Genomic DNA, 25,122 nt, shown 5'->3' on the forward strand with positions numbered 1-25,122 from the left:
GGTAAAATTAATTATTTACAGGTAGCTTCATATTCCTGACTATTCATAAGTTTGTTCAGTTCGGAGGGATCGCTCAGTTTTATCTTGAAAATCCAGTTTTCGTAAGCATCTTCATTGATAAGCTCCGGGGATGATTCCAGATTTTCGTTTATTTCGACGACAGTACCGCTTACAGGGGATAAAAGATCGCTGGCTGCCTTGACACTTTCTACGGCTCCGAATTCTTCACCCTTGTTTATTTCATCATCTACTTCCGGCATATCAACATATACGATATTTCCCAGTTGGTGCTGGGCATAGTCGGTAATTCCTATGTAACCGTATTCTCCGTCTACTTTTATCCATTCATGAGACTCGGTGTATTTTAACTCTTCTGGTACTCTGCTCATAATATATTCTCCTTTTGTTTTAAATGGTTATTAGATAAGTTCTATTTTTTGTAATTCTTCTGATAGAATCGTTTCTTTACGACTTTCCCAGGGAAAAATTTCTTGCGTATGTGAATTTCAACGTCGGTGTCTAAAGCACTATATCTCTGATCTATAAGTGCCATACATACGCTTTTTCCCGTAGAAATAGAATTATATCCGGTTGTTACGTATCCTATATTTTTTCCATTGGCATACACTTCGTATCCGTTCCGGGGAATAGCTTTATCGAATAATTCTATACCTACTATTTTTCGTTTGATTCCTTCTGTTTTTTGTAACGCCAGTGATCCTTTCCCTATAAATTCTTCTTTGTCTAGTTTTACAAAAGAACCCAGGCCGGCTTCTAATGGGGTTATATCTTCGGAAAGTTCATGTCCGTATAAAGGAAGTGCAACTTCGAAACGTAATGTATCCCGGCACCCGAGTCCGCAGGGTTGTACTTCATTTGAATTCACGAGTGTATCCCATACATAATTGATAAATTTCGGACTTCCGTATAATTCGAATCCGTCTTCACCTGTGTATCCGGTGCGTGAAATAATAATTTTCTCTCCGTTATAGAGAATTTCTTTAAATGTATAAAAAGAAAGATCGTTTACGCTTATCTTGAGCAAACGTTCTATTATTTTCCAGGCTTCGGGTCCTTGTACGGCAACTTCTCCATATTGTTCCGACTGGTTATCAATGGTAATGTCGAATCCTTCGCTGTTTTTTTTCATCCATTCGAAATCTTTTTCTATATTGGATGCGTTGACGACCAGAAAAAATGTGTCGTCATTTTTCTTATATACCAGAAGATCGTCTACACACCCTCCGTGAGGATATAGCATAATACCGTAAAAAATTTTACCGGAGGGGGCGTTACCGATATCATTTGTGAAAATATGATTAATATATTTTTCGCTGTCGGGACCGCTGATAAGAATTTCTCCCATGTGAGATACATCGAATATTCCTGCATGGTTCCGAACGGCGTTGTGTTCTTCTATGATAGTTTTGTATTCCAGTGGCATGTCAAAGCCGCCGAAAGGCATCATTTTTGCGTTCAATGCCAGGTGTTTGTCATACAAGCAAGTCTTTTTAGTGTTTTCCATGTCGGTAGCATTTGTTAATGTTTAGGTTCTTTATTTTCTTCAAAAAGGATTTCCAGAAATTGATCCTGTGTAAGATTCAGGATATATTCTTCTATTTTTATTTTGTCCAAAATATTCCTTATGGTATTGTATTCAAATGTCACTCCGGTGAATGTGTTCAGGAAACGTTCCATTTCTCCTATAGGGAAATAGTCTCCCATCAAATTTATTTCTTTTATAATTCCGTTTTTGATTTCCAGTCGGATTTCTATTTCTCCGGCTGTTCCATAACCTTTTTTAATGAGAGTGTACCGGGGATTGTTCCCTAATATCCAGGATTCTTTGAGATATTCTTTCTCAATATTTTCGATCCCGGTAATTTCTTTGGGCTGAATAGCAATTTCGGAATCGCATAACTGTGTACGCATAAATGATTTAAATGTGCCGATGTCGATGTCCAGATATTCTTTCAGATTGGTTACGCGTTTCCGTACCGATTCTATGCCTTTGGTTATCAGTTTTTCATTACTGGGTGTAATAGACAGTACGAGGTCTTTTATATTTGTATCGAACAACATAGTGCCGTGTACTATGCTTTTTCCTGCGGTTCTGTAAAAAGCATTTCCCGATATTTTTTTTCCATCTACCGTAATATCGTTTCGTCCTGTCGCTTCTGCTTTGATTCCCAGTTTATTCAAGGTGTGGGCAACTAACCGTAAGTATTTATCGAAGGTGAACCCTACATTGAAGTCTTTGGTAATATAAGAAAACATGATGTTGCTTCGGTCGGCATATACGCAACCTCCGCCCGATTTGCGACGGTAGTATTCGATCTTGTTTTTTTGTACGTATTTCATGTTGATTTCGTTTTCCATGAGTTGATTACGGCCAAAAATAACAGTGGGATTGACTTGCCACATAAAGAAATATTCTTCATCTCCGAAATGCCGGGCCACATATTCCTCCATAGCGAGGTAGAAAGATAAACGGCGGACCTTATTATCGGGTAATGTGATATATTTCATAAGTATAATCAGAGGTTAAGATCGTTTACACAAAACTACAGATTCTTTTTTAAAAAAAGAATAGTGCTTTATTAATTTTACGGGTTTGGTACTAATAAATTTTTGCGTAAATTGTAAGTGTCTGTCATTGCGGAGATTATTGGGAATATGTATTTTCAATAATAATTAAAGCTCCGGTGTCGTATAGATCCGGAGCTTATTTGTAAAAAAGATTATAGAATTTTTATGAGCTTCTGTAAGTGTATTCCTATATTAATAGGGTTATTTTTGGCTGATGTAGTTTACTATGTATTCACCTACTTCGCTGGTTTTGTATGCTTTAGATCCTTCTCCTGCGATATCTTCCGTAACAATACCGATTTCTATGGAAGCATTAACAGCCTCTCTTATGAGCCGGGCCTCTTCTTTTAAGCCGAATGCGTATTCCAACATCATAGCGGCAGAGAGAATCGTTGCTAACGGATTGGCTATATTTTTTCCTGCGGCCTGAGGATATGAGCCATGTATAGGCTCGAAGACGGACGTATACACTCCTATTGAGGCGGAGGGCAACATTCCTAGTGAACCGGTGATGACCGATCCTTCGTCGGTGAGAATGTCGCCGAACATGTTTTCTGTAACTATAACGTCAAAACTTTTGGGCCATTGGATCATTCTCATGGCCGCATTATCGACAAAAAGGAAATCGGTTTCTACTTCGGGATATTTTTTTGCTATGTCCTGGGCGACTTCTCTCCATAAACGGGAGGTTGCCAGAATGTTCGCTTTGTCTACGACAGTTAATTTTTTTCGCCGTTTCATGGCATATTCGTATGCAAGCTTTACTATGCGTTCAATTTCTTCCCGGGTGTAAACACAAGTATCATAGGCAGTCTGTCCGTCTTCACTTCGTCCCTGTGGACGTCCGAAATAAAGTCCGCCGGTGAGTTCCCGGATACACATGAAATCGGCGCCGTCGATCAGATTGGAACGGAGAGGAGATTTATGGATAAGGCTTTTGAATGTCGTTACAGGACGTATATTGGCATATAGTCCCAACTTTTTACGCATAGCCAGTAAACCTTGTTCCGGTCTTACGGTGGCGGATGGGTCGTTATCATATTTCGGTGAGCCTATGGCACCGAAAAGAACGGCATCCGATTGCATACATAACTCGTGCGTTGCATCGGGGTAGGGGGAACCGGTTTCGTCTATGGCACAAGCTCCTACGAGTGCGTGTTTATAAATGAGTTCATGACCGAATTTTTTGCACACGGTTTTGGTCACTTCCAATGCCTGTCCTATGATTTCGGGACCTATTCCGTCTCCCGGTAAAATTGCGATGTTTAATTTCATATGAAAATAATATAATGTAATAAATTAATTTTCGGTTAAGTCCATATTCTCTATGACATTGAGCATTTTAATAGTCGCTTTAATGGCTGCTTCCGTCTGATCCGCATCAAGTCCCCTGGTACGTAATATTTTGTCGTTGAAACTCCAAGTAATAACTGTCTGGACGAATGCATCGGTACGGCCTCCGGGGGGAATGCTTACGGCATAGTTGATAAGCATAGGGAATTTCCGGCCCAATGTTACTTTGTATACTTTGCGTAATGCACGGACGAAAGCATCGTATTGTCCGTCTCCTGAGGAGCTTTCTTCGTAAGTTATTCCGTTGATCTCGATACTTAATGTAGCCATAGGCTTCAGTCCGTGGGTCAAGGTTACAAAATAACTTTTCAGTTTTACCTTATTGTTCATTCCGTCATGTTTCAATACGTCCGAAATGATATATGGCAGATCTTCCTGTGTGACCAGTTCTTTCTTGTCTCCCAGTTCGATGATACGTTCTGCGACTTTTCGCATGGATTCTTCGTCCAGTTCCAGTCCGAGGGATTCAAGATTCTTCCGGATGTTAGCTTTCCCGGAAGTTTTGCCCAGCGCATATTCACGTATGCGCCCGAAACGTTCGGGGAGCAGGTCGTTGCAATATAGGTTTTTCTTATTGTCTCCGTCGGCATGCACTCCGGCAACTTGTGTGAAAACGTTTTCTCCCACGATGGGTTTATTGGCCGGTATCATGATTCCGGAATATGATTCCACTACCCGGCTGACGTCGTTCAGGCGACTTTCATCAATATTCGTTATCGCATTGAAATGGTCTTTTAGGATTGCTTGTACACTGGCGAGCGGTGCGTTTCCGGCTCTTTCTCCCAGACCGTTTATGGTCGTGTGCAGTCCTTTTACTCCGCTTAGCACGGCAGCCAGAACGTTACTTACCGCCAGGTCATAATCGTTATGGGCATGGAAATCGAAATGGGTATCTGGGTATCGTTTTTTCATTTTTCTCATAAATTCGATTACCTGTAGCGGATTCAGTATACCCAGTGTGTCGGGCAACATGAAACGTTTTATCGTCGTAGGTTTTAGGGCATCCATCATTTGAAAGACATATTCGGGAGAATCTTTCATTCCGTTACTCCAGTCTTCGAGATAAACATTTACTTCGATATCCAGTTCATTGGCATAATTTACGACAGTCAGTATATTTTCGATATGTTCTTCCGGACTTTTTTTCAATTGATAGGTGCAATGTTTCAACGAACCTTTGCAGAGCAGATTGATGACACGGCAGCCTGTGGCATGTATCCAGTCTAATGATGCTTTTCCGTCGACGAATCCCAGTACTTCTACTTTGTGCAATAGATTTCTACGGGCGGCCCAGTCGCATATCATTTTTACAGCATCGAATTCTCCGTCAGATACACGTGCCGATGCGATTTCTATACGGTCGACTTTTAATTCTTCCAGTAATAGACGGGCGATCATCAGTTTTTCATGAGGTACGAAAGATACTCCGCTGGTTTGTTCACCATCGCGGAGAGTCGTATCCATGATTTCTATTTTGACGCATTTTCCCATGCTTCGATCTTATCTTTATTGGTCAATAAAAAGTCGATATCATCCAACCCGTTCATCAGACAGTTTTTTTTATAAGGATTGATCTCGAAAGATTCGGTCTCTCCTGTTTTATCGTTTGTAATGATTTGCTTTTCCAGATTTACCGTAACTGTCGTTTGAGAGTCTTGTGCGATTGAAGAGAATAGATTATTCAGGAATGTTTCCGATACGACTACAGGCAGTACGCAGTTATTAAGGGCATTGTTCTTGAATATGTCGGCAAAGAAGCTCGACACGATAACCCTGAATCCATATCCGCTTATTGCCCATGCTGCGTGTTCCCGGCTCGACCCGCTTCCGAAATTCTTTCCGGCTACCAGTATTTTTCCGGAATATTCGGGATTATTCAATACGAAATCCCCGACAGGATTACCTTCTTTGTCGTAACGCCAATCTCTGAACAGGTTGTCTCCAAAACCTTCTCTGGATGTAGCTTTCAGAAAGCGTGCGGGTATAATCTGGTCTGTATCCACATTTTCCAATGGTAACGGGACGCAAGTGCTTGTGAGTATGTTAAGTTTTTCTTTCATATTTATCGGGTATAATCTGTATCAATAAAAGGAATTACAATAGTGTTCTGGGGTCGGTGACTACTCCGGTCACTGCTGCCGCGGCTGCGACCAACGGACTGGCAAGTAATGTGCGTGCCCCGGGACCTTGTCTCCCTTCGAAATTGCGGTTCGATGTGGATACGGCATATTTTCCGGCGGGAACCTTGTCATCGTTCATAGCCAGGCAAGCGGAGCAACCTGGTTGCCGAAGCTCGAATCCAGCGTCTTTTAATATCTTGTCCAGTCCTTCTTCGCGAATTTGCCGGTCTACTTTCCAGGAGCCAGGGACAAGCCATGCTGTTATGTCCGGGGCTTTTTTCTTTCCTTTGACTATGGATGCAAAAGCTCTGAAATCTTCTATGCGGCCGTTCGTGCACGAGCCCAGAAATATATAGTCTATTTTTTTGCCCGATATGGATTCTCCTTCTTTGAATCCCATATATTCGAGCGATTTTATAAATGAGATTCGTCCGGCTTCCGGTATGTCGGTAGCGACCGGTATTTGCCCGGATATCGTCATACCCATACCAGGATTAGTGCCGTATGTAATCATTGGTTCAATATCTTCTGCCCTGAATGTGATTTCTTTATCGAATACAGCGTTGTTTTCGCTTTTTAAAGTTTTCCAGTATGACAGAGCTTGTTCCCATGCTTCTCCTTTCGGGGCATATTCGAGGCCTTTGATATATTCGAATGTTTTTTCATCAGGAGCTATCATTCCTCCCCGGGCTCCCATTTCGATGGATAGATTACAGAGTGTAAGCCGGCCTTCCATGCTCAGGGCTCTGATCGCTTCTCCCGAATATTCTACAAAATAACCGGTCGCACCCCCTGTTGTCATTTGTGATATGATATAGAGTGCGATATCTTTTGCCGTAACTCCTTTTTCCGTTTTTCCGTTTACACTAATACGCATAGTTTTAGGGCGGGATTGTAAAATACATTGTGATGCGAGTACCATTTCCACTTCACTGGTTCCTATACCGAAGGCCACGGCTCCCATGGCTCCGTGTGTTGATGTATGTGAATCTCCGCAAACAATAGTCATGCCTGGTAATGTCAAGCCATTTTCCGGACCTACGACGTGTATGATTCCGTTTTTTTTATGCATCATACCGAAATGTGCCAGACCGAAGTGTGCTGCATTTTTTGCCAGCGTGTTTACTTGAGTCCGGGATATCGGGTCTTCGATTTCTTTATCTTGGTCATGTGTGGGTGTATTGTGGTCGGGCATGCAGAATATTTTTTCAGGGCGAAAGCATTTCAACCCTCTTTCACGCATACCGGAAAATGCCTGGGGACTGGTTACTTCGTGACAGTAAAGTCTGTCTATATAAAGTTGTGTAGGGCCGTCAGTAACTTCTGTTACTATATGTGCGTCCCATATTTTGTCGAATAATGTATTTGCCATATGTGAAATAGGTACAGTACGGTATTTGGCCGTAGGTTATTGGTTTATTAACAGAATTTATTGATGCAGTCTATATAAGCTTCTACGGATGCTGCTACAATGTCGGTATTGGCCCCGAAACCGTAGTATTCATGTCCGTCGTATTCTACTTGCATATGTACTTTTCCTACATCGTCGCTTCCTTTGCTAATTGCCTGTATAGTAAATTCTTTTAAGGTCATATGCCGGTTGATGATTTTTTTCAAAGCCTTAATGGCTGCGTCTACCGGACCATTTCCGCTGGCTGCGGCTTCAAAGTTTTCTCCGGCAATATTTAGGCCTAAGCTGGCTACGGATCGTACTCCTACGCCACTGGTCACTTGCAGATAATCTAATTTTATGCGGTGGTTGGTACTTCGTTCGGCACCGGCCAGTACAAGAATATCATCATCGTGTATATCTTTTTTTCTGTCGGCTAATTTTAAAAAATCTTCATATACCTGGTCCAGCTTTTCTTGTTCCAGTTCCACGCCCAGGGCGGATAAACGGTGTTTTAACGCGGCGCGTCCGCTCCGGGCCGTGAGCACGATAGAATTTTCATCTATGCCTACATCTTTGGGGTCGATAATTTCGTAGCTTTCCCGGTTTTTTAGTACTCCGTCCTGGTGAATTCCTGATGAATGAGCGAATGCATTGCGTCCAACTATCGCTTTGTTGGGTTGTACCGGCATATTCATAAGACTGGAAATCATTCGGCTCATCCCATATATTTTCTGGGTATTGATATTCGTTTCTACATTTAGCTCGTGATGGCTTCTAAAAATCATAGCGACTTCTTCAAGAGAGGTGTTTCCTGCCCGTTCTCCAATACCGTTAATGGTTACTTCTGCCTGGCGTGCACCGTTCTGTATTCCCGATATCGTATTAGCTGTCGCCATGCCCAGGTCATTATGACAATGAGTGGCGATCACTACTTTTTCGATGCCATCTACATTTTCTTTTAGAAATCTTATTTTACGTCCGAATTCATCGGGCAGGCAATAACCTGTGGTATCGGGAATGTTAATCACAGTCGCTCCGGCTTTTATGACTGCTTCGACTACGCGGGCCAGATATTCGTTGTCGGTACGTCCTGCATCTTCTGCATAGAACTGGACATCTTCAACATATTTTTTTGCATATTTGACCGCAGCGACGGCTCTTTCGATTATTTCTTCCCGGTTTGAATTGAATTTATATTTAATATGAGAGTCGGAAGTCCCTATTCCTGTATGTATTCTTTTGTGTTTGGCGTATTGCAGAGCTTCTGCAGCAACCTTTATATCATTTTCCACAGCGCGCGTCAAGGCACATATGACGGGCCAGGTAACGGCTTTTGATATTTCTACGACTGATTTGAAATCGCCCGGGCTGGATACGGGAAATCCGGCTTCGATAACATCTACACCCAATGTTTCCAGTGCTTTTGCTACCTGTATTTTTTCAACTGTATTTAATTGGCAGCCGGGTACCTGCTCGCCGTCTCTTAGTGTGGTATCGAAAATAAATAATCTGTCGCTCATATATTTTATTAATTTGTAATTTCTGTTATAAAAAAACCTTTCGCACTTTGGAGTGAGAAAGGTTGTACATATTATATGTGGTAAAAACACGGCTTTCTCATTTCTCCCCGGTAGCTCCCGATAGAATAATAATCAGACCGTGTAGTAGTTGTTTATGAGTTCTCATATTTGCTTTTGCTTAATGAATGGCTTTATTATGACTGCAAAGTTATATATAGTTTTTGGTTTTCAAAATAAAATGATAGATTATTTGCTGAAAAAGTTTTAAAGTGTTCTTTCTAAATCTTTTTAAATTATGAATTATCAATTTGTTTTGGTGAAAGGATAAAAAAACCTGATAAATTCTTACTTTATCAGGTCCTTCCTACTTTGTGTAGTCGATTTTTATCCTAAATAAGTTTTAAGTAACTTGCTTCTGGAGTTTTGTCTTAGTCTTCTTATGGCTTTTTCTTTAATTTGACGGACACGTTCACGCGTAAGTCCGAATCTGTCGCCAATTTCTTCCAGTGTCATTTCCTGACAACCTATCCCGAAAAACATTTTAATTATGTCCCGTTCTCTTTCGGCGAGTTGTCCCAAGGCTCTGTCGATTTCTTTTGCAAGTGACTCGTTAATGAGTGACCGATCGGCAATAGGGGAATCGTCATTGATAAGTACGTCCAACAGACTGTTATCTTCTCCTTCGACAAATGGTGCGTCGACCGATATATGACGGCCCGATACTTTAAGAGTATCTGAAATTTTGTCGACAGGAATATCCAGTTCTTCTGCTAGTTCTTCCGGGGAAGGACGACGTTCATTCTCCTGCTCAAATTTTGAAAGGGCTTTACTGATTTTGTTCAGTGAGCCCACTTGATTGAGCGGAAGGCGAACGATGCGAGATTGTTCGGCTAAAGCCTGAAGGATGGACTGGCGAATCCACCAAACGGCATAAGAAATGAATTTAAATCCACGTGTTTCGTCAAATTTTTCTGCAGCTTTGATCAGCCCCAGATTGCCTTCATTGATAAGGTCAGGCAAACTTAATCCCTGGTTTTGATACTGCTTGGCAACCGATACGACGAAACGCAGGTTTGCACGCGTCAGCTTTTCCAAAGCGATGTGGTCACCTTTCTTGATGCGTTGGGCCAGTTCTACTTCTTCTTCTACCGTAATCAGGTCTTCACGTCCGATTTCCTGAAGGTACTTGTCCAGAGAAGCACTTTCCCGATTTGTGATCGATTTTGTAATTTTTAATTGTCTCATTATTTATATAGAGATTTTTGGAATGCAAATATAATGATTTTATAACAAACAATAATTTAAAAAATTGTAAAATGCCTTCTTGAATTAAACAAAATAGGGATGCTTCTTTTTACATTTCTATTTGTATCTATAGAACACTTAAGTTACTTATTCGGTTTTGTTTTTAAGGTTGATTAGTTCCTCTTTTAAAATGTCATAATCCGGCAAAAGCCGGATTATGGGACAATCAACTTTTATTCAGCCAGATCTATGGCGTAATACATTACTTTACCGTTCGGATATATGCCGGTAATAAACATCACTTTTCGGTCATTATTGCTTTTCGTAATGTTGTCGAACATTTCTTCGATATTGCTTATTGACCGTATAGGCGTATCGTTTATCTCGAGGATTACGAATCCTTCACGTATACCGGCATCCTTGAATTTGCCGTTTTTAATACCTATGACCTGAACTCCGTTTCCGATGTTCAATTCTCTTTTAGTTTTATCGCTCAGTTCTTTAAAACCTGCTCCCAGGGAATCTATTCCTGCCAGTTTAGTAACTTCTGTGTTACCCTGACTATTCTTTAACGTGAGAGCCAGCTCTTTATTTTGGTTATTTCTTAAAATAGTTACTTTTATTTTATCACCTGGGCGGTAGCGGCTCATTTGTTCTTGCATCGTTGCTGCGTTTTTAATCTTAACACCGTTTACTGCAGTAATAATATCTCCTTCTTTTATTCCGGCTTCCATAGCTGCACTGCGGTTATATACTTCTCCTACATATATGCCTTCCTGAACATTCAGTGATTTTTCTTTTGCAAAATCAGGATTGATTTCTCTAAATCCTATACCCATTACGGCTCGTTGTACTGTTCCGTATTCTTTAAGATCGGCAATGACTTTACTTACGATACTTGTCGGTATGGCGAAAGAATAGCCTGCATAACTACCTGTTTCGGAATAGATGGCCGTATTGATTCCCACTAGTTCTCCATCTGTATTGACCAGGGCTCCTCCGCTATTTCCGCGGTTGATAGCGGCATCTGTTTGTATGAATGACTCTATTCCCATCTGTTTACTGTTGGTTGCTGAGCTGATACTGCGTGCTTTGGCGCTTACAATACCTGCAGTTACGGTAGATGTCAATCCCATGGGATTGCCTACTGCCAAAACCCATTCACCTACTTTTAGTTTATCCGAGTCCCCGAAACGTACGCTAGGTAGATCTTTGGCGTCTATTTTTACTAATGCAAGGTCGGTCGAGGGGTCGGTTCCGATTACACGTCCGTTCATGACACGGTTATCGTTCAGGGTTATATCCAGTTTGTCAGCACCTTCTACCACGTGGTTATTTGTTACGATATATCCGTCAGGAGATATGATTACCCCCGATCCCAGTCCGGTGCGGGGTTGTGGCGCCGGCTGTTTACCTCCATATCCGAAAAAATATTCGAAAAACGGATTCATTCCGTTGAATTGATCCTGTTTAGGAGTTGAAGTCGATTTAATACTTACTACAGCGTTTACTGTATTCTCGGCTGCTTTTGTGAAATCTGTTTCGACAGGTGGTCGATTTGATACTCGTGTAAATCCGGTCGGTTTGGCATAACCGTCATCAATCAGTTCGTCTGTTATTTTATTATTTGAATTTGAACTGTTTATCATTGCGTATGCTCCAACCGAAATGCCGGAACTTATCAAGGCAACTATAGCAAAACCTGTCAATTTTTTTCCGTAATCTTTCATGATGTCCATATTTTAATTGTTAATTAATGGAGTGTTTTAAATGTTTTAGTCGTTAAATTTAATACAATATTCATGCGATTATTCTTTTGTATATTCCTTTTTAAGCTCTTTTAATAAGGAATATAGCTGCTTAACAGGGCTTAACGGTATCCATAGATAAAAACAGACATTTTTTCATGTGCAAGCATGACAAAAAGTAACCCGGACAGAAAATATCCAGAACAGATAACTATCCCGGTTGTTGATTATATATGATAATAATGATTATCTTTGCAGGCATACAGCAGGACGGTTTGTCGCTCATAGAGATATGAGAGGAAAGTCCGGGCAACAAAGAGCACCGTACTTCTTAACGGGAAGCCGCTCGTGAGGGCGGAGTAACGTAACAGAAAATAACCGCTGCGCAAGCAGTAAGGGTGAAAAGGCGAGGTAAGAGCTCACCGGGTCTTATGGCAACATAAGGTGCCGTACGTCTTACGGGTTGTAAGGTTATGTATACCGGCGTTGTAGGGCTGCTCGCTCTATGCCGGGGGGTAAACCGCTGGAGCTTTATGGTGACATAAAGTCGAGATAAATGACAAACACTCCTTTCGGGGAGTACAGAACCCGGCTTACAGGCCTGCTGTATTTTTATTTTTAGTATGGGAAAGCAACGTGAAAATTCATTTTTCGCCAGGTTATCTGATAAGGCTTTATCTTTCTGGCGCTTTGTGACGGTGGATGTCTGGAAAATCACCGAGAATAAGTTGCATATCAATATAATAAAAACTGTAAATGCCACGGCTCATTTTTTCGTGGATGAACAGTTGCAATCAAAGGCGTCGGCACTTACATATAATACCATATTGGCAATAGTTCCGGTTCTGGCTTTGTTATTTGCATTTGCCAAAGGTTTTGGTTTTCAGAATATCATACAGAGTCAGTTGTTTGATTATTTTCCTGCTCAGCGCGAGGCTTTGGAACATGCTCTTCAATTTGTGGATGCTTATTTATCTCAAACGAAAAGCGGCGTATTTGTGGGTATAGGCTTGGTTTTCTTATTTTGGACTTTGATCAGTCTTTTATCCAATATAGAATCGGCATTTAATAATATATGGGATGTAAAGGGGCGGTCTTTTTATCGTAAAGTGACTGATTATACGTCTATGTTTATAATTTTGCCGATATTAATGATCTCTTCCAGCGGTCTTTCTTTATTTGTTTCGGCTTCTATAGATAATGTCGTATATCTTAACTTTATAAGTCCGTTAGTTCGTAATTTGCTATCGTTCGCACCTTATGTGCTTACCTCATTGTTCTTTACGGCAATGTATATTTTCATACCGAATACGAAAGTAAAGTTTACAGCAGCCCTTATTTCAGGAGTGATATGCGGTTGTGCATTTCAGATCTTTCAGTTCCTGTATATTTCCGGTCAGATATGGGTGTCGAAATATAATGCTATTTACGGTAGTTTTGCTTTTTTGCCATTATTATTGTTATGGTTGCAATTATCCTGGCTTATATGTTTATTCGGTGCTTTGTTGACATATTCTATACAGAATGTGGGTAAGTTCAGTTTCGGCCGTATCAGTGAAGTTTCCCGCCGGAATAAGGATTTTGTTGCTTTGGTGGTAGCCACATATATCGTAAAGCGTTTCGAAAAAGGAGAAAAACCTTATACGATAAGCGATTTATATAAAGAAATAAATATTTATTTCCCCTTAGTTGCTGGGGCTGTGGAACTGCTGGAAAATTCTCATGTTATAATTCCTGTTACTTTGGAAGACAGCCGAACTGTTGCCTATTTACCTGCTATAGATATACAAACGATTACCGTAAAATATGTTCTGGATAAAATAGAGAGACATACAAACGATGATGAATGGAATGAAAGTTTTATCCTGGATCTTGCTACCCGTTTTGAGGAAGAATGGCAGGCTCTGTATGAAATGAGAGAGTGCCAATGTTGCGATTTGGGAGATATGTTGTTGAAAGATTTTCCGATACGAGAAGTCGTTCAGCCTGTTTCTTTTTAATGAAATCTTTCCATATTTAGTAAATCGGCTACAATGAAAGTACTTCCCCCAACGAAAATGAGGTCGTCGGGTATATAGTCTTTGCAGGCTGCGTTTACTGCCTCAGGAACGCTTGGGAAATCTTTTCCGGTCAGTCCTTCTTTGTCAGCTAATTTTTTCATTTCTTTTTCTGGTAGTGCCCGGGGAACAGAAGCTTTTGTAAAATAATATACGGCTCGTTTGGGCAACATATGTAAAATACCTGAAATGTCTTTGTCATTAACCATTCCTATTACGATGCGTAGCGTATTATATTTTTCTTGTTGTAACTGGGCTGTTATATATTGGATTCCTCCGGTATTGTGGCCGGTGTCACATAAAATACGTGGATTTATACTTATTTGCTGCCAGCGTCCCATGAGTCCCGTTATGGTGGTGACGTGTGCAAATCCTTCGTAAACGGCTTCGGCCGGGATATCGTATCCTATATCTTTTAATGTTTTTACGGCTGTTAATACGGTTGAAGCATTTTTTTCCTGACATAGCCCGTTTAATTCGCCCAGTAATTCCGGATATTCAGCACTTTCGAATATCCATTGTCCTGCAGGAGTGTGACGTGATTCACTGATAGTGCGTTTTTCTTCGGAAAATATGATAGGTGCGCCAGCCGTATGAGCCTGTTGCAGGAATACGTCTTTTACTTCTCCTTCCGCTTCACCTATTACTACAGGTATATCTTTTTTTATAATGCCTGCTTTTTCCCGGGCTATGGCCGGTAAGGTATTACCTAATATCTGAATATGGTCGTAACTGATATTTGTTATGATACACATATCAGGGGTAATGATATTGGTACTGTCCAGCCTTCCCCCCAATCCGACCTCGATAACAGCTACATCTATATTTTGCTGTGCGAAATAATCGAATGCCATCATCATGGTAAGTTCAAAAAAAGAAGGTTTTATAAACTCTTTGATATTCAAGTAACGGTTTGTAAAATTTATCACGTCTTGTTCCGGGATCATTTTACCGTTTACTCTGATGCGTTCTCTGAAATCTATCAGATGCGGCGATGTATATAGGCCTACTTTATATCCGCTTTTTTGTAAAATAGCAGCCAACAGATGTGATGTCGAACCTTTTCCATTGGTTCCGGCGATATGTATCGTTTTATATTTACAATGGGGATGACCGAAATATTCATCCAGTAGTTCGCTATTTTGTAATCCTGGTTTATAAGCCGGTGCTCCTATATGCTGAAATGCGGGTAGTTCGTTATATAAGTACTCTATAGTTTCCTGATAAGTCATGTCTAATAAATGATAAATCCGGCAATTCCGGACAAAATTATTACTAAGATCGGGTGTACTTTTATGTATTGTACCGCTACGAAAGATAAAACTGCGATAAGGATACTATAATTATAGTCGGAGAAATTTTCTTTGTTCATCAGTATCAGGGCGGCCGATGCAATAAGTCCTACGACTACGGGACGTAGTCCTGTAAAAATACTTTTGATGATAGGATTATTCTTATTTTTCAGGATAAATCTGCTGACTAGTAATACCAGTACGAAGGAAGGAAGGCATACGGCGAAAGTGGCGAGCAACGAGCCCCATATACTTCCTCCGGTTGCAACGTAACCTACATAGGTAGCACTGTTTATTCCTATAGGACCCGGGGTCATCTGAGATATGGCTACGATGTCGGTAAATTCAGTCGAGGTAAGCCAAGGTTGGGATTCGCCGTAATGGATAACTTCTACGGCTTCATGCTGGATAAGGGAAAGCATGGCGTATCCGCCTCCAAAACCGAAAAGGCCTATTTTGATATATGCTATGAATAAATTCAGGTAAACCATATTTACATATTCTTTTTATCTGATTTATCGGTTAGTTTCCGGTTGATATACTTATAATAAAGTACACCCCCCGCGCCTCCAAGTATTATAAAATAGACTGGTGACATTCCTGCCAGCCATATACATAATGCGACAGAAGCGGGTATCCATATAGTTTTCCAATTTATTCCGGCTGATTTTGCCGTGGTGAGAACGGGAGATATGATAAGGGCTACTACGGCAGGGCGTATTCCTTTAAAAATACGTTCAACAATGGGGTTATCGTATGATTTGGAAAAATAAATGGCTATTACGAGGATCATGATAAAAGACGGCAGAATAGTTCCCAGCGTAGATACGAGACTGCCTTTAAAGCCTTTTAGTTTATTGCCTACCAGAATAGAAATATTGACGGCTAATATGCCCGGTAATGATTGTGCAATAGCCAATGCATCTATAAAATCGGTTCGGTCGATCCATTTTTTTTTGTCAACCACCTCCTTTTCTATAATAGGTATCATGGGCCAACCGCCACCAAAAGTAAATGCACCTATTTTGAAAAAGGAAATGAACATCTGTAGGTAAATATTCATTCTATTGCTTTTTTAAAACAGATGCAAAGTTATAAATAATAAGGGTAAATACGAGGAAATAAAGAAATATATGCCGGTAGATTCCTTACCATCTACCGGCATATAGCTGATTTATTATTTGTATTCTTCTATCTTTTTTATCAGGTCTCCGGCTGTCATAACGCCGGATTGTCTCCACTTGACCTCACCGTTTTTGAATATGATGAGGGTTGGTATGGTTTGTATCCTGTATTTCGATGCTACGGTATTATTTTTATCCACATCTATTTTCAGGATAGTTACTACATCGCCCATTTTTGTTTTTACTTCTTCAAGTATAGGTTTCATGGCTTTGCAAGGTCCGCACCATTCGGCGAAGAAATCTACCAAAACCGGTTTGTCTCCGGATATCATTTCCTCAAAATTGTTCATATCTGTATTTATTTTGTATTTATAAAGAAATAACAAATGCTGGGGTAAACAGTTCGTACAAGTTTAATAACCTTGTTTGTTGTAATTGACAAGCCATTTGTTATCATGTTTAATTATTTGTAAATCTATTTTTTTTAAAAGTTTTGTTCCTTCTTCTCCGTACAAGCGACCAATTATCTGTACTGTATCGTTATTGACAGATGAAATGGATTTATCTATTTCGAATTTAACGGGTGTATTCCGAACTTCTTCTTTCTGATTTCCTATGAGAACAGCAAAAAAGTCTATATTATGTTGTGTTTCGATTGTACACAGTTCTTTTGCTTTATCGAAATCGGTACGGGTCATTGCATTTACAAAGTCGCGGGCTGTTGTTTCGGGCTTAGGAGTACATGCAGCCATGCTTAAGCAAAGGAATAGTATCCCGAATATTCCCTGTATTTTTATATGTTTCATTTTATTTATGATATGGATTTTGGGTACAAAAGTAATGATATTATTTTATCTTTGTATCTGCTCAATTATCCTATGAATGTTTTGTTATAGGATCGATTATTGCAGATGTTGTCTTTATGATCATTTGAAAATTGTTCCGATATACTATTATTGCGGCATTCTTTCATTATTTTTCGTATTCATTGTAAACCTTATGCTTACATGTGGGGCATATGATAATAAGCAGGTTCCGGTAATAACAGTGAATGCCGTTTATTAGGTACTTTCGCAGGAATTATAAATTTGAATTGAGGTATGTCGCAAAATATACAGGTTAAGACTATTTTATCGAAATTGCGTGTGTGCGATACTTTTTTCGGGATATCGTATAATATGAATCTTTACAGGGGATGCCAGCATGGATGTATTTATTGCGATACTCGAAGCGATTGTTATGGTATCGGGGATATTTCGGAGATATGTATAAAAGAAAATGCACTGGATTTACTATCGGTAGAATTGCGTGTCAAACGGGAGAAGGGTACGATAGGTACTGGTTCTATGAATGATCCGTATATGCCGCTGGAAAGAGATACAGAGCTTGTACGCCGTGCTTTGGCTCTTATTGCAAAATATAATTTTCCGGTACATGTAATAACGAAAAGCAGTCTGGTTGAAAGAGATATCGATTTGTTGAAGGATATATCCAGAACTTATGCTGCCGTAAGTTTTTCTATAACTACGGCAGACGATTGTTTATGTTGTAAACTGGAACCTGGAGCACCGGTATCTTCCAGACGTTTTAAGGCAATGGAGAAAATAGCGGTGGCCGGTATTTATACGGGTATGACTTTGATGCCATTATTGCCATATATCAATGATACGCCTGAGAATCTTTGTTCTTTACTCCGTATGGCGAAGGATTCCGGTGCAGCTTATGTGCTACCTATGTTCGGTGTAACTATGAGAAACGGTTCAAGAGATTATTTTTATAAATCATTGGAGAAGACTTTTCCGGGACTGAAAGAGAAATATGAGTCTGATTTTGGAAAAAGATATATATGCGATAGTCCGAAACAAAGATTATTGAGTGATGTTTTTCAGAATGAGGTTATTCGTTTGGGATTAAGTTCCGAGATGATTTTTTATCATTCTTCTCCAGATCCTCAATTATCCCTATTTTGAGTCAAGATATATCTATTGCTTGTTAGGAAAAAAGGTTTATATATCTTGCAGAATGGATATTTGTTTGCATTTATAACTATTAAATAAAACTTAGTGTCTTTTGTTTTGTTTTAGAGTTGTAAGCTTTGTGAATGAATATAAAAACAAAGTTTATTCCTTTTTTATGGTTATAAATAATTGTCTATGAAAAGATACTTTGTTTTTTTGTTGATATTTATTCTGATACCTTTCGCGGTGCAGTCTCGTAAAAAAGTTGCGGTGGTGCTTAGTGGAGGAGGTGCGAAAGGTATGGCTCATATAGGAGCTTTGAAGATCATTGACGAGTCGGGTATTCCGGTCGATTTTGTGGTGGGTACCAGTATGGGAGCCATTGTCGGAGGACTGTATTCTATAGGTTATACACCCTATCAGTTGGACAGCATGGTGAATAAACAGGATTGGAAGTTACTGCTCAGTGACGGAATACGCCGCAGCGACCAGTCTTATGTTGAGAAAGAACGTGCAGAGAAATATGTTTTATCGGTACCGTTTACAAAGAAGCCATCCGATATATTAAAGGCCGGTGTTATTGAAGGCCTTAATCTGGATATTCTTTTTTCAGATTTGACGGTGGGATATCACGATTCAATCAGTTTTAACCGGTTACCTATTCCGTTTGCATGTGTTTCGGAAAATGTGGTAAACGGGGATGAAGTCGTTTTTCATGAAGGAATTCTGGCAAAAGCCATGCGTGCCAGTATGGCTATTCCTGCGGTGTTTACACCGGTACGTGTCAATGGAATGGTCTTGGTAGACGGAGGAATGAAAAATAATTTTCCAGTCAACGTCGCCCGTGAAATGGGTGCAGATATTATTATCGGTGTTGATGTTCAAAGCGGATTGAAAGACGGAAGTGAATTAAATACTGTTCCGGATATTCTGGGACAGATCATTGATTTGCTCGGTATAAAGAACTATGAAGAAAATATAAAAAATACGACTGTATATATGAAGGTGGATGTGGAGGGATATTCTGCTGCCAGTTTTACGATACCTGCCATAGATACGTTAATACAAAGGGGAGAGAAAGCTGCCCGTGATAAGTGGAACGATTTATTAGCTGTGAAACAGCAGTTGGGATTAGACTCTTCTTACATGGCTAACCGGCCCGGCCCTTTTGTTCCGTATGCAGGCAGTGACAGTTTTTATATTAATAAGATAATATTTGACGGGTTAAGTGGCAATAATGGTGAATGGCTCATGAAAAAGAGTGGTTTGCGTCAAGATAACAAGAATACGATGGAGCAGATACAGAATGCTCTTTCTATATTGGCGGGAACACAGTCTTATCAGGATATAAATTATGAACTTATAAGTGTTCCCGATGGATATGATCTTCGCTTTGATGTAAAAAGCCGGAGGACAAGTACTCTGAATCTGGGGGTAAGAGTAGATAATGAAGAGGTTGCCGCTATTTTGCTAAATGCAACATTACAGCTTAAGACAGAAACACCGTCTTCAGTCTCTGCCACATGTCGGCTGGGGAAGAGATCGCTCGGGAAAATAGACTTTTCTGTACAACCGTGGCTGGATAAAAATTTTAATTTTTCGTATATGTTTCAATATAATGACGTAAATATATATAATCGTGGAAAGCGTGCCTATAATACTACATACAAATATAATCAGGGAGAAATAAGTTATTTTGTTTATTTGTACAGGATGATAAAGTTTTCTGCCGGGTTACGATTTGAACATTATAATTATAATAATATGATAGGTGGCGACCTGAAAGTGAAGCCGGAAGGTTTTCTGGGATATTTTACAGGGCTTAATTATTTGACTTATAATAAACGGAGTTTTCCTACGAAAGGTACTATGTCCGAGATTACTTATTCGCTTTATACTGACAATATGATACATTATAAAGGACATGCCCCGTTCTCTGCACTTTCGGGTTCTTGGACTTCGGTGTATTCTCTGAACAGGCGTTTTGCTATAATACCTTCGGTTTATGGAAGAATATTATTCGGGACAGATGTCCCTTATCCATACAGGAATGCTTTGGGAGGTGATATTTACGGTCATTATGTACCTCAGCAGTTGCCATTTGCCGGAATTAATTATTTGGAAATGGTGGATAATTCGGTTCTGGTGATTCGTACGAAGTTCCGCCAGCGTTTATGGCCTAAAAATTATGTATCTCTGATATTGAATTACGGAATTACGCAAAATGATTTCTTAAAGTTATGGGATGGGGAACATTTGTTCGGCGGAAGTATCGGGTATGGTTATGATAGTATTGCCGGACCTTTGGAAATATCATTCGGCTATTCTAACAGAACACATAAAGTGGGTTTTTATCTGAATCTCGGGTATGTATTTTAACAAGCGTCCGGTTGGAGGACCGGATATGTTCTTTCAGATATCCATTTATAGGGAGCGCTTGTAGGGTTATGAAAAAAGCCGGGACTTTTAAGTTTCAGCTTTTTAAGGGTCTATTTATATAAAATGATTTATTGCAAAGGTGGCACATCTATATTTTCACTCTTTTCCACCCAATCCGTTACTTCGAAGTGTCCGGTTTCGTCTTCTTCAGAAAGAATCCCGTTTAAAGTGAGCGTCAGGGTAACTTTTGTTCCCGCAGACAGGGTGGATGAGAGGTTTTGCTGATAAGTTTTTACTTTATTGTTGGATAATAGGATATTCAGTTGAAATGGGGGAGTCGCGGCTGAAGGAAAAAGGTTGACCATATTACTTATCATCTGCTTCCTGTCAGCGGTCGGTGTCAGTTCAAAACTCACGGTCTTACTCGGATTGGAAGCCGTCGCCGTATAATAATCCAGTTTTTCGGATATATTGCCTATCGTGACCCATACACTGTCTATTGCTGAATCGAAAACAGAATCATTTTGATTTTTAATAGTTACATTAACTGCTGCGACTACTCTTTGAAGGGCTGCATTCAATTTATCTTTTCCTATATTTATTTTTTGTGTGCCGAAAACATAGTCGAAAACCGGATAATAATTACCGGAGCTACCTGAACGTAACCTTAAAGATCTGTATGTATTGGCAAGGTTCATTCCTATGCTTATGGGGGGATCATTCTCGGCCATGCCCTCATAAATAGGGACGGTCGCTTTTGGTACAGCCCAATATATCATATTGTAAGTTCCTATCGGAAGCCATACCGGATTATTACCGGATATAGTGCTCCCGTTACTTACCTGATAACTTGCATATATGGAATTCAAAGAACCATTTCTATAATTGCCTATATAGGTGGATGTATTTTCTTTGCATGGGTAAGCTTCCAGAATCCCTGTAAGTGGAGATACGGAGTTTATAGTACTCACATTGGCATATAGTTCCGGTTGAATAAGATTTCCCCTTGGCTCGTCATTGCTGGAATGTTTGTCGCCATCTGAACAATCTGTCGCAAAAAAAGCAAGAGAACAGAATAATGAGTATATTATTATCTTGTCCATATTCTATAGTTTTTAGATAGTAAACAGGCAATCAGATGCTTTAGTTTATGTTTTTGTTTTTTTTGAAATAATATTAAGGGCAATAAAGGTTGAATGTGTTTTTGAGGGATAAAAAAACAGATAGAAAGAATATAAGGGAAAATATAACTTTATAAAGAAAACAAAAACAATTGATTTCTCTTTATATATAAAGATTATTGTTTTATATGATTAGTCTGTGAGTTTCCGGTTTATATGGAGGAGTAAAGGGACAAACGACAAGCAGAAAGAAATGCCGCATTTACCGGCAAAATAAATCTTTGAAAACTTCACAACCACAAATTGTCTATTTGATTTTTGATATCTATAATCGTTAGTTTTATAAATATATTATTTGTTGTATTATAAAGCAGCAGAGCTGAGATAAAAGACGGGAAGTTAAGTAATGAACCGATATTAAATATTTAAATATGGAGAAAAAACGTGTATTAATTTTGGGATGTAATTTCGCTGGTTTAACGGTTGCGAGATTTATTCGTCAGGAGGCGAAAGACAATGTAAATATTACGGTTATCGATCGTAAAAACTTCATCAATTTTATTCCTAATATACCTATAGAGGTTTTCAACGGTCATAATCCGGCCGATAATCTTGAATTTATGTTTGAGAAATTTCTTAAACATGACAGGTCCGGGTTCATTCAGGGTGAGATTGAAGAGATAGATCCGGAAAACCGTATGGTGAGGTATAAACCGAATGAAAGGGATGGTTCGCCGTCAGAGAAAATCGGGTATGACTATCTGGTTATAGCACTGGGCGCACGTCTGGCATACGACAAGATCGAAGGTTTTGCTGAATTCGGGCATACTTTTTCAGATACGTATTATGGAAATCAGGTTCGTGAATACCTTTACAATGAATATAAAGGAGGCCCGATTGTTATAGGTTCGGACAGGTTCGTGCAGGGACAGAGTCCTAAACTCCCCAAAATACCGGTAGCACTTGCCGCTTGTGAAGGGCCTCCGGTAGAATTAGGCTTTTCATTTGCCGACTGGCTTAAGCATCATAAACTGGGGGATGCGAAAAAAGTAACATTGTTTACACCTGGAAAAGTGATTGCAGAAGATGCGGGAGAGAAAATACTTGGTAAGTTGTTGCCTATAGTAAAGGATATGGGATTTGGTTATATCAACGATACGGTGGGTATTAAACGTATTTACAAAGATGGTATTGAATTTCGTAACGGGAGTAGCCTTGAGGCGGAATTAAAAATTATATTTCCGAATTGGGAAGCTCATGAATTTATGAAGTCTTTGCCCATTGTTGATGATCAGGGATTTGTAGTGACAGACCTTTATATGCATAATCCTGATTATCCTGAAATTTTTGCAGTCGGAGATGCTGCTTCGTTGAGCGTTCCTAAATTAGGAGCTATAGGACATATGCAAGCCGAGATCGTTTCGAAAATGATAGCGAATGAAGTAGGTGAGAAAAAAGAAGTAAAACCGCTTAGTCCTATGGTTGTGTGTTTTGGGGATATGGGTAGTCATAAAGGCTTCTATATGCATACGAATGAATGGTGGGGTGGAGACATAAGTGTAATGAAAATGGGTTATACTCCATATCTGCTCAAAATGGGATTTAAAAATATGTATTATACATTAGGCGGAAAAGTTCCAAGCTGGGGCATGCCGCTTGCAGAACTTGTCGGTGATCATACTATTGTCTAAAGAGTGTTTACAGTGTTATTTGCTGTATATTCTATAAATACGAATAATGAAGGGATCGGTTATTTTTAACCGATCCCTTCATTATTCGTTTAAATTCAGTTTTATAAATTTAAAAGACAAGGATCATTTAGCATATTTCTATTAGAGTCGTTTTACTTTTTTGTATCGGGTTTATATCAGTAGCGATCATTTCTTGTATCACTCTCAGTATAATTATAAATAACTATTTTTTTATTTTGTTTTTCCTTCTAACTTCGCAGTTTTAAATAATATATTATGAGGCAAATGATAGAATTGGCGACTCGGAACCAGCAAAAAGCATGGGAAATTATCAGACAAACGGATATTGAGAATTCCTGGAGATCAACCGGAGCCGATATTAATTTGGTAGGTTCTTTATCTATGGGGCTATTAATGAAACATAGGGATATAGATTTTCATATCTATTCTTCTTCCGTTAGTTTGGCGGATGATTTCCGGATTATGGCAAAATTGGCGGAAAACCCGGCTATCCGGAAAATAGAGTATGCAAATTTGTTGAATACGGATGAAGCATGTTTGGAATGGCATGCGTGGTATGAAGATGAGGAACATGAACTTTGGCAGATAGATATGATTCATCTTTTGAAGGGTTCCCGATATGAGGGGTATTTTGAAAATGTAGCAAAACGTATTGCTGCTCTTTTGACCGATGAAATCAAATATGCTATCCTGAAATTGAAATTTGAAACACCAGAAACAGAAAAGATCATGGGTATAATTTATTATCAGGCAGTTATTCAGGGTGGTGTGCGGACTTATACCGAATTTAAAGAATGGATAAAACAACATCCTGTATCCGGAATTATAGAGTGGATTCCTTGATTTTATTTTAAGCCCCCGGGCTTAATAGCCCGATTGACTGTTTTAATGGAATTTTGTATTATTTATATGAAAACTGCAAATGTTATATTGTCATGTCTCTGTTTGGGAGGTAAACTATAAATAAATTGGCTAAGATTTATTTGCAATGTTTAGAGCTGAGATTTGTCGCTTGGATGAATACGGGATTTAAATAATTCCCTTGCTTTTACTATGTATGTAGCTTTTTATGACATCATATCCGAACTTGTCTCCAAAATTAATGGACGCGTAAGTATATCTGTATTTATTGATATATACCACAAGTGTACAACTTAAGTTGATTTTTGATAATTAATTAAACATCATTTTACCATTCTCTCATATTTTATAATCAGTGATTGAAACTAAAAGTGTTGCCTTGCTCACATTTTTTCTATACTCTGTATGAGTCTGTTTCATATACTATTACTATAGATATTCGTTTTTTATTTTTATCTTTTTCTCATAAAGTTACTTTTGTACAAGAGTATAAAAAGTGAATTCCTTATTTGTCTATTTGAAAAAAATAATACAATATAAGAACCTGAATTATTTTATTTTTATATACTTTTGCGTAAGACTCAATTAGTAATATTTATCTTTTATGAAACTCTGTATATAGCTACACTCAATGAATAGCCTTACTTACG

Annotated in this window: 21 protein-coding genes and 1 other RNA gene; 6 read left to right on the forward strand and 16 right to left on the reverse strand. The window is 39.2% G+C overall.

From position 1 onward, the window contains the following. Nucleotides 1-11 precede the first annotated feature (11 nt). The 10 genes from gcvH to OCV73_RS13475 form a co-directional block, all read right to left on the reverse strand. Complete coding sequence (gene gcvH, locus OCV73_RS13430; protein WP_147552987.1) at nucleotides 12-389, reverse strand: glycine cleavage system protein GcvH; 378 nt, start codon at nucleotides 387-389, stop codon at nucleotides 12-14. Between the two features lie 41 nt (nucleotides 390-430). Beyond that, nucleotides 431-1,525: a glycine cleavage system aminomethyltransferase GcvT gene (gcvT, locus tag OCV73_RS13435; RefSeq protein WP_147552988.1), complete on the reverse strand. Its 1,095-nt coding sequence runs from the start codon at nucleotides 1,523-1,525 to the stop codon at nucleotides 431-433. A 14-nt stretch (nucleotides 1,526-1,539) separates the two neighbouring features. Then, nucleotides 1,540-2,529 carry a lipoate--protein ligase gene (locus OCV73_RS13440; RefSeq protein ID WP_147552990.1) on the reverse strand — a complete coding sequence of 330 codons (990 nt, stop codon included), beginning with the start codon at nucleotides 2,527-2,529 and terminating at the stop codon, nucleotides 1,540-1,542. A gap of 261 nt (nucleotides 2,530-2,790) precedes the next feature. Beyond that, nucleotides 2,791-3,864, reverse strand: a complete 1,074-nt coding sequence (gene leuB / locus OCV73_RS13445; protein WP_147552992.1) for a 3-isopropylmalate dehydrogenase — start codon at nucleotides 3,862-3,864, stop codon at nucleotides 2,791-2,793. 24 nt (nucleotides 3,865-3,888) lie between these two features. Continuing rightward, the gene (locus tag OCV73_RS13450) at nucleotides 3,889-5,433 is read right to left on the reverse strand and encodes an alpha-isopropylmalate synthase regulatory domain-containing protein (protein WP_147552994.1); all 1,545 of its coding nucleotides are present in this window, start codon (nucleotides 5,431-5,433) and stop codon (nucleotides 3,889-3,891) included. Further along, nucleotides 5,412-6,002 carry a 3-isopropylmalate dehydratase small subunit gene (leuD, locus tag OCV73_RS13455; RefSeq protein WP_147552995.1) on the reverse strand — a complete coding sequence of 197 codons (591 nt, stop codon included), beginning with the start codon at nucleotides 6,000-6,002 and terminating at the stop codon, nucleotides 5,412-5,414. The genes OCV73_RS13450 and leuD overlap by 22 nt, the downstream gene beginning before the upstream one ends. Nucleotides 6,003-6,036: 34 nt before the next feature. Next, nucleotides 6,037-7,434, reverse strand: a complete 1,398-nt coding sequence (gene leuC, locus OCV73_RS13460) for a 3-isopropylmalate dehydratase large subunit (protein WP_147552997.1) — start codon at nucleotides 7,432-7,434, stop codon at nucleotides 6,037-6,039. Between the two features lie 47 nt (nucleotides 7,435-7,481). Next, nucleotides 7,482-8,975, reverse strand: a complete 1,494-nt coding sequence (locus tag OCV73_RS13465; protein ID WP_147552999.1) for a 2-isopropylmalate synthase — start codon at nucleotides 8,973-8,975, stop codon at nucleotides 7,482-7,484. A gap of 384 nt (nucleotides 8,976-9,359) precedes the next feature. After that, complete coding sequence (locus tag OCV73_RS13470; RefSeq protein WP_147553001.1) at nucleotides 9,360-10,220, reverse strand: sigma-70 family RNA polymerase sigma factor; 861 nt, start codon at nucleotides 10,218-10,220, stop codon at nucleotides 9,360-9,362. 233 nt (nucleotides 10,221-10,453) lie between these two features. Then, complete coding sequence (locus OCV73_RS13475) at nucleotides 10,454-11,950, reverse strand: Do family serine endopeptidase (RefSeq protein ID WP_147553062.1); 1,497 nt, start codon at nucleotides 11,948-11,950, stop codon at nucleotides 10,454-10,456. 280 nt (nucleotides 11,951-12,230) lie between these two features. On the opposite strand from OCV73_RS13475, the gene rnpB reads away from it, so the two are divergent. After that, nucleotides 12,231-12,580, forward strand: an RNA gene (rnpB, locus tag OCV73_RS13480) — RNase P RNA component class A. 11 nt (nucleotides 12,581-12,591) lie between these two features. Further along, complete coding sequence (locus OCV73_RS13485) at nucleotides 12,592-13,968, forward strand: YihY/virulence factor BrkB family protein (RefSeq protein ID WP_147553003.1); 1,377 nt, start codon at nucleotides 12,592-12,594, stop codon at nucleotides 13,966-13,968. Here the strand turns inward: OCV73_RS13485 and OCV73_RS13490 are convergent. From OCV73_RS13490 to OCV73_RS13510, 5 genes are all read right to left on the reverse strand, one after another. Beyond that, on the reverse strand, nucleotides 13,965-15,257 hold the full coding sequence (locus tag OCV73_RS13490; protein ID WP_147553005.1) for a bifunctional folylpolyglutamate synthase/dihydrofolate synthase: 1,293 nt from the start codon (nucleotides 15,255-15,257) through the stop codon (nucleotides 13,965-13,967). The two genes, OCV73_RS13485 and OCV73_RS13490, sit on opposite strands and share 4 nt — an antisense overlap. Nucleotides 15,258-15,259: 2 nt before the next feature. Then, nucleotides 15,260-15,808: a chromate transporter gene (locus tag OCV73_RS13495; protein ID WP_147553007.1), complete on the reverse strand. Its 549-nt coding sequence runs from the start codon at nucleotides 15,806-15,808 to the stop codon at nucleotides 15,260-15,262. Between the two features lie 2 nt (nucleotides 15,809-15,810). After that, complete coding sequence (locus tag OCV73_RS13500) at nucleotides 15,811-16,380, reverse strand: chromate transporter (protein WP_147553009.1); 570 nt, start codon at nucleotides 16,378-16,380, stop codon at nucleotides 15,811-15,813. A gap of 114 nt (nucleotides 16,381-16,494) precedes the next feature. Further along, a complete protein-coding gene (trxA, locus tag OCV73_RS13505; protein WP_147553011.1) occupies nucleotides 16,495-16,791 on the reverse strand; it encodes a thioredoxin in 297 nt (98 codons plus the stop codon). A 63-nt stretch (nucleotides 16,792-16,854) separates the two neighbouring features. Further along, nucleotides 16,855-17,247, reverse strand: coding sequence for a hypothetical protein (locus tag OCV73_RS13510; RefSeq protein WP_147553013.1), 393 nt, complete (start codon nucleotides 17,245-17,247; stop codon nucleotides 16,855-16,857). A gap of 294 nt (nucleotides 17,248-17,541) precedes the next feature. Here OCV73_RS13510 and OCV73_RS13515 point away from each other — a divergent pair, with 294 nt between their 5' ends. Next, on the forward strand, nucleotides 17,542-18,411 hold the full coding sequence (locus OCV73_RS13515) for an SPL family radical SAM protein (protein WP_147553015.1): 870 nt from the start codon (nucleotides 17,542-17,544) through the stop codon (nucleotides 18,409-18,411). Between the two features lie 183 nt (nucleotides 18,412-18,594). Next, nucleotides 18,595-20,778 (forward strand): patatin-like phospholipase family protein, encoded by a 2,184-nt coding sequence (locus tag OCV73_RS13520; protein ID WP_147553017.1) that lies wholly within the window; start codon nucleotides 18,595-18,597, stop codon nucleotides 20,776-20,778. 128 nt (nucleotides 20,779-20,906) lie between these two features. On the opposite strand, the gene OCV73_RS13525 is transcribed toward OCV73_RS13520, so the two are convergent. Then, nucleotides 20,907-21,881 carry a FimB/Mfa2 family fimbrial subunit gene (locus OCV73_RS13525; RefSeq protein WP_147553019.1) on the reverse strand — a complete coding sequence of 325 codons (975 nt, stop codon included), beginning with the start codon at nucleotides 21,879-21,881 and terminating at the stop codon, nucleotides 20,907-20,909. A gap of 449 nt (nucleotides 21,882-22,330) precedes the next feature. Here OCV73_RS13525 and OCV73_RS13530 point away from each other — a divergent pair, with 449 nt between their 5' ends. Continuing rightward, on the forward strand, nucleotides 22,331-23,590 hold the full coding sequence (locus OCV73_RS13530) for an NAD(P)/FAD-dependent oxidoreductase (RefSeq protein ID WP_147553020.1): 1,260 nt from the start codon (nucleotides 22,331-22,333) through the stop codon (nucleotides 23,588-23,590). Between the two features lie 276 nt (nucleotides 23,591-23,866). Beyond that, the gene (locus OCV73_RS13535; protein ID WP_147553022.1) at nucleotides 23,867-24,454 is read left to right on the forward strand and encodes a phosphoglycerate mutase family protein; all 588 of its coding nucleotides are present in this window, start codon (nucleotides 23,867-23,869) and stop codon (nucleotides 24,452-24,454) included. Nucleotides 24,455-25,122: the final 668 nt, after the last annotated feature.

Source organism: Barnesiella propionica, assembly GCF_025567045.1.
In the GTDB taxonomy this organism is placed as follows: domain Bacteria; phylum Bacteroidota; class Bacteroidia; order Bacteroidales; family Barnesiellaceae; genus Barnesiella_B; species Barnesiella_B propionica.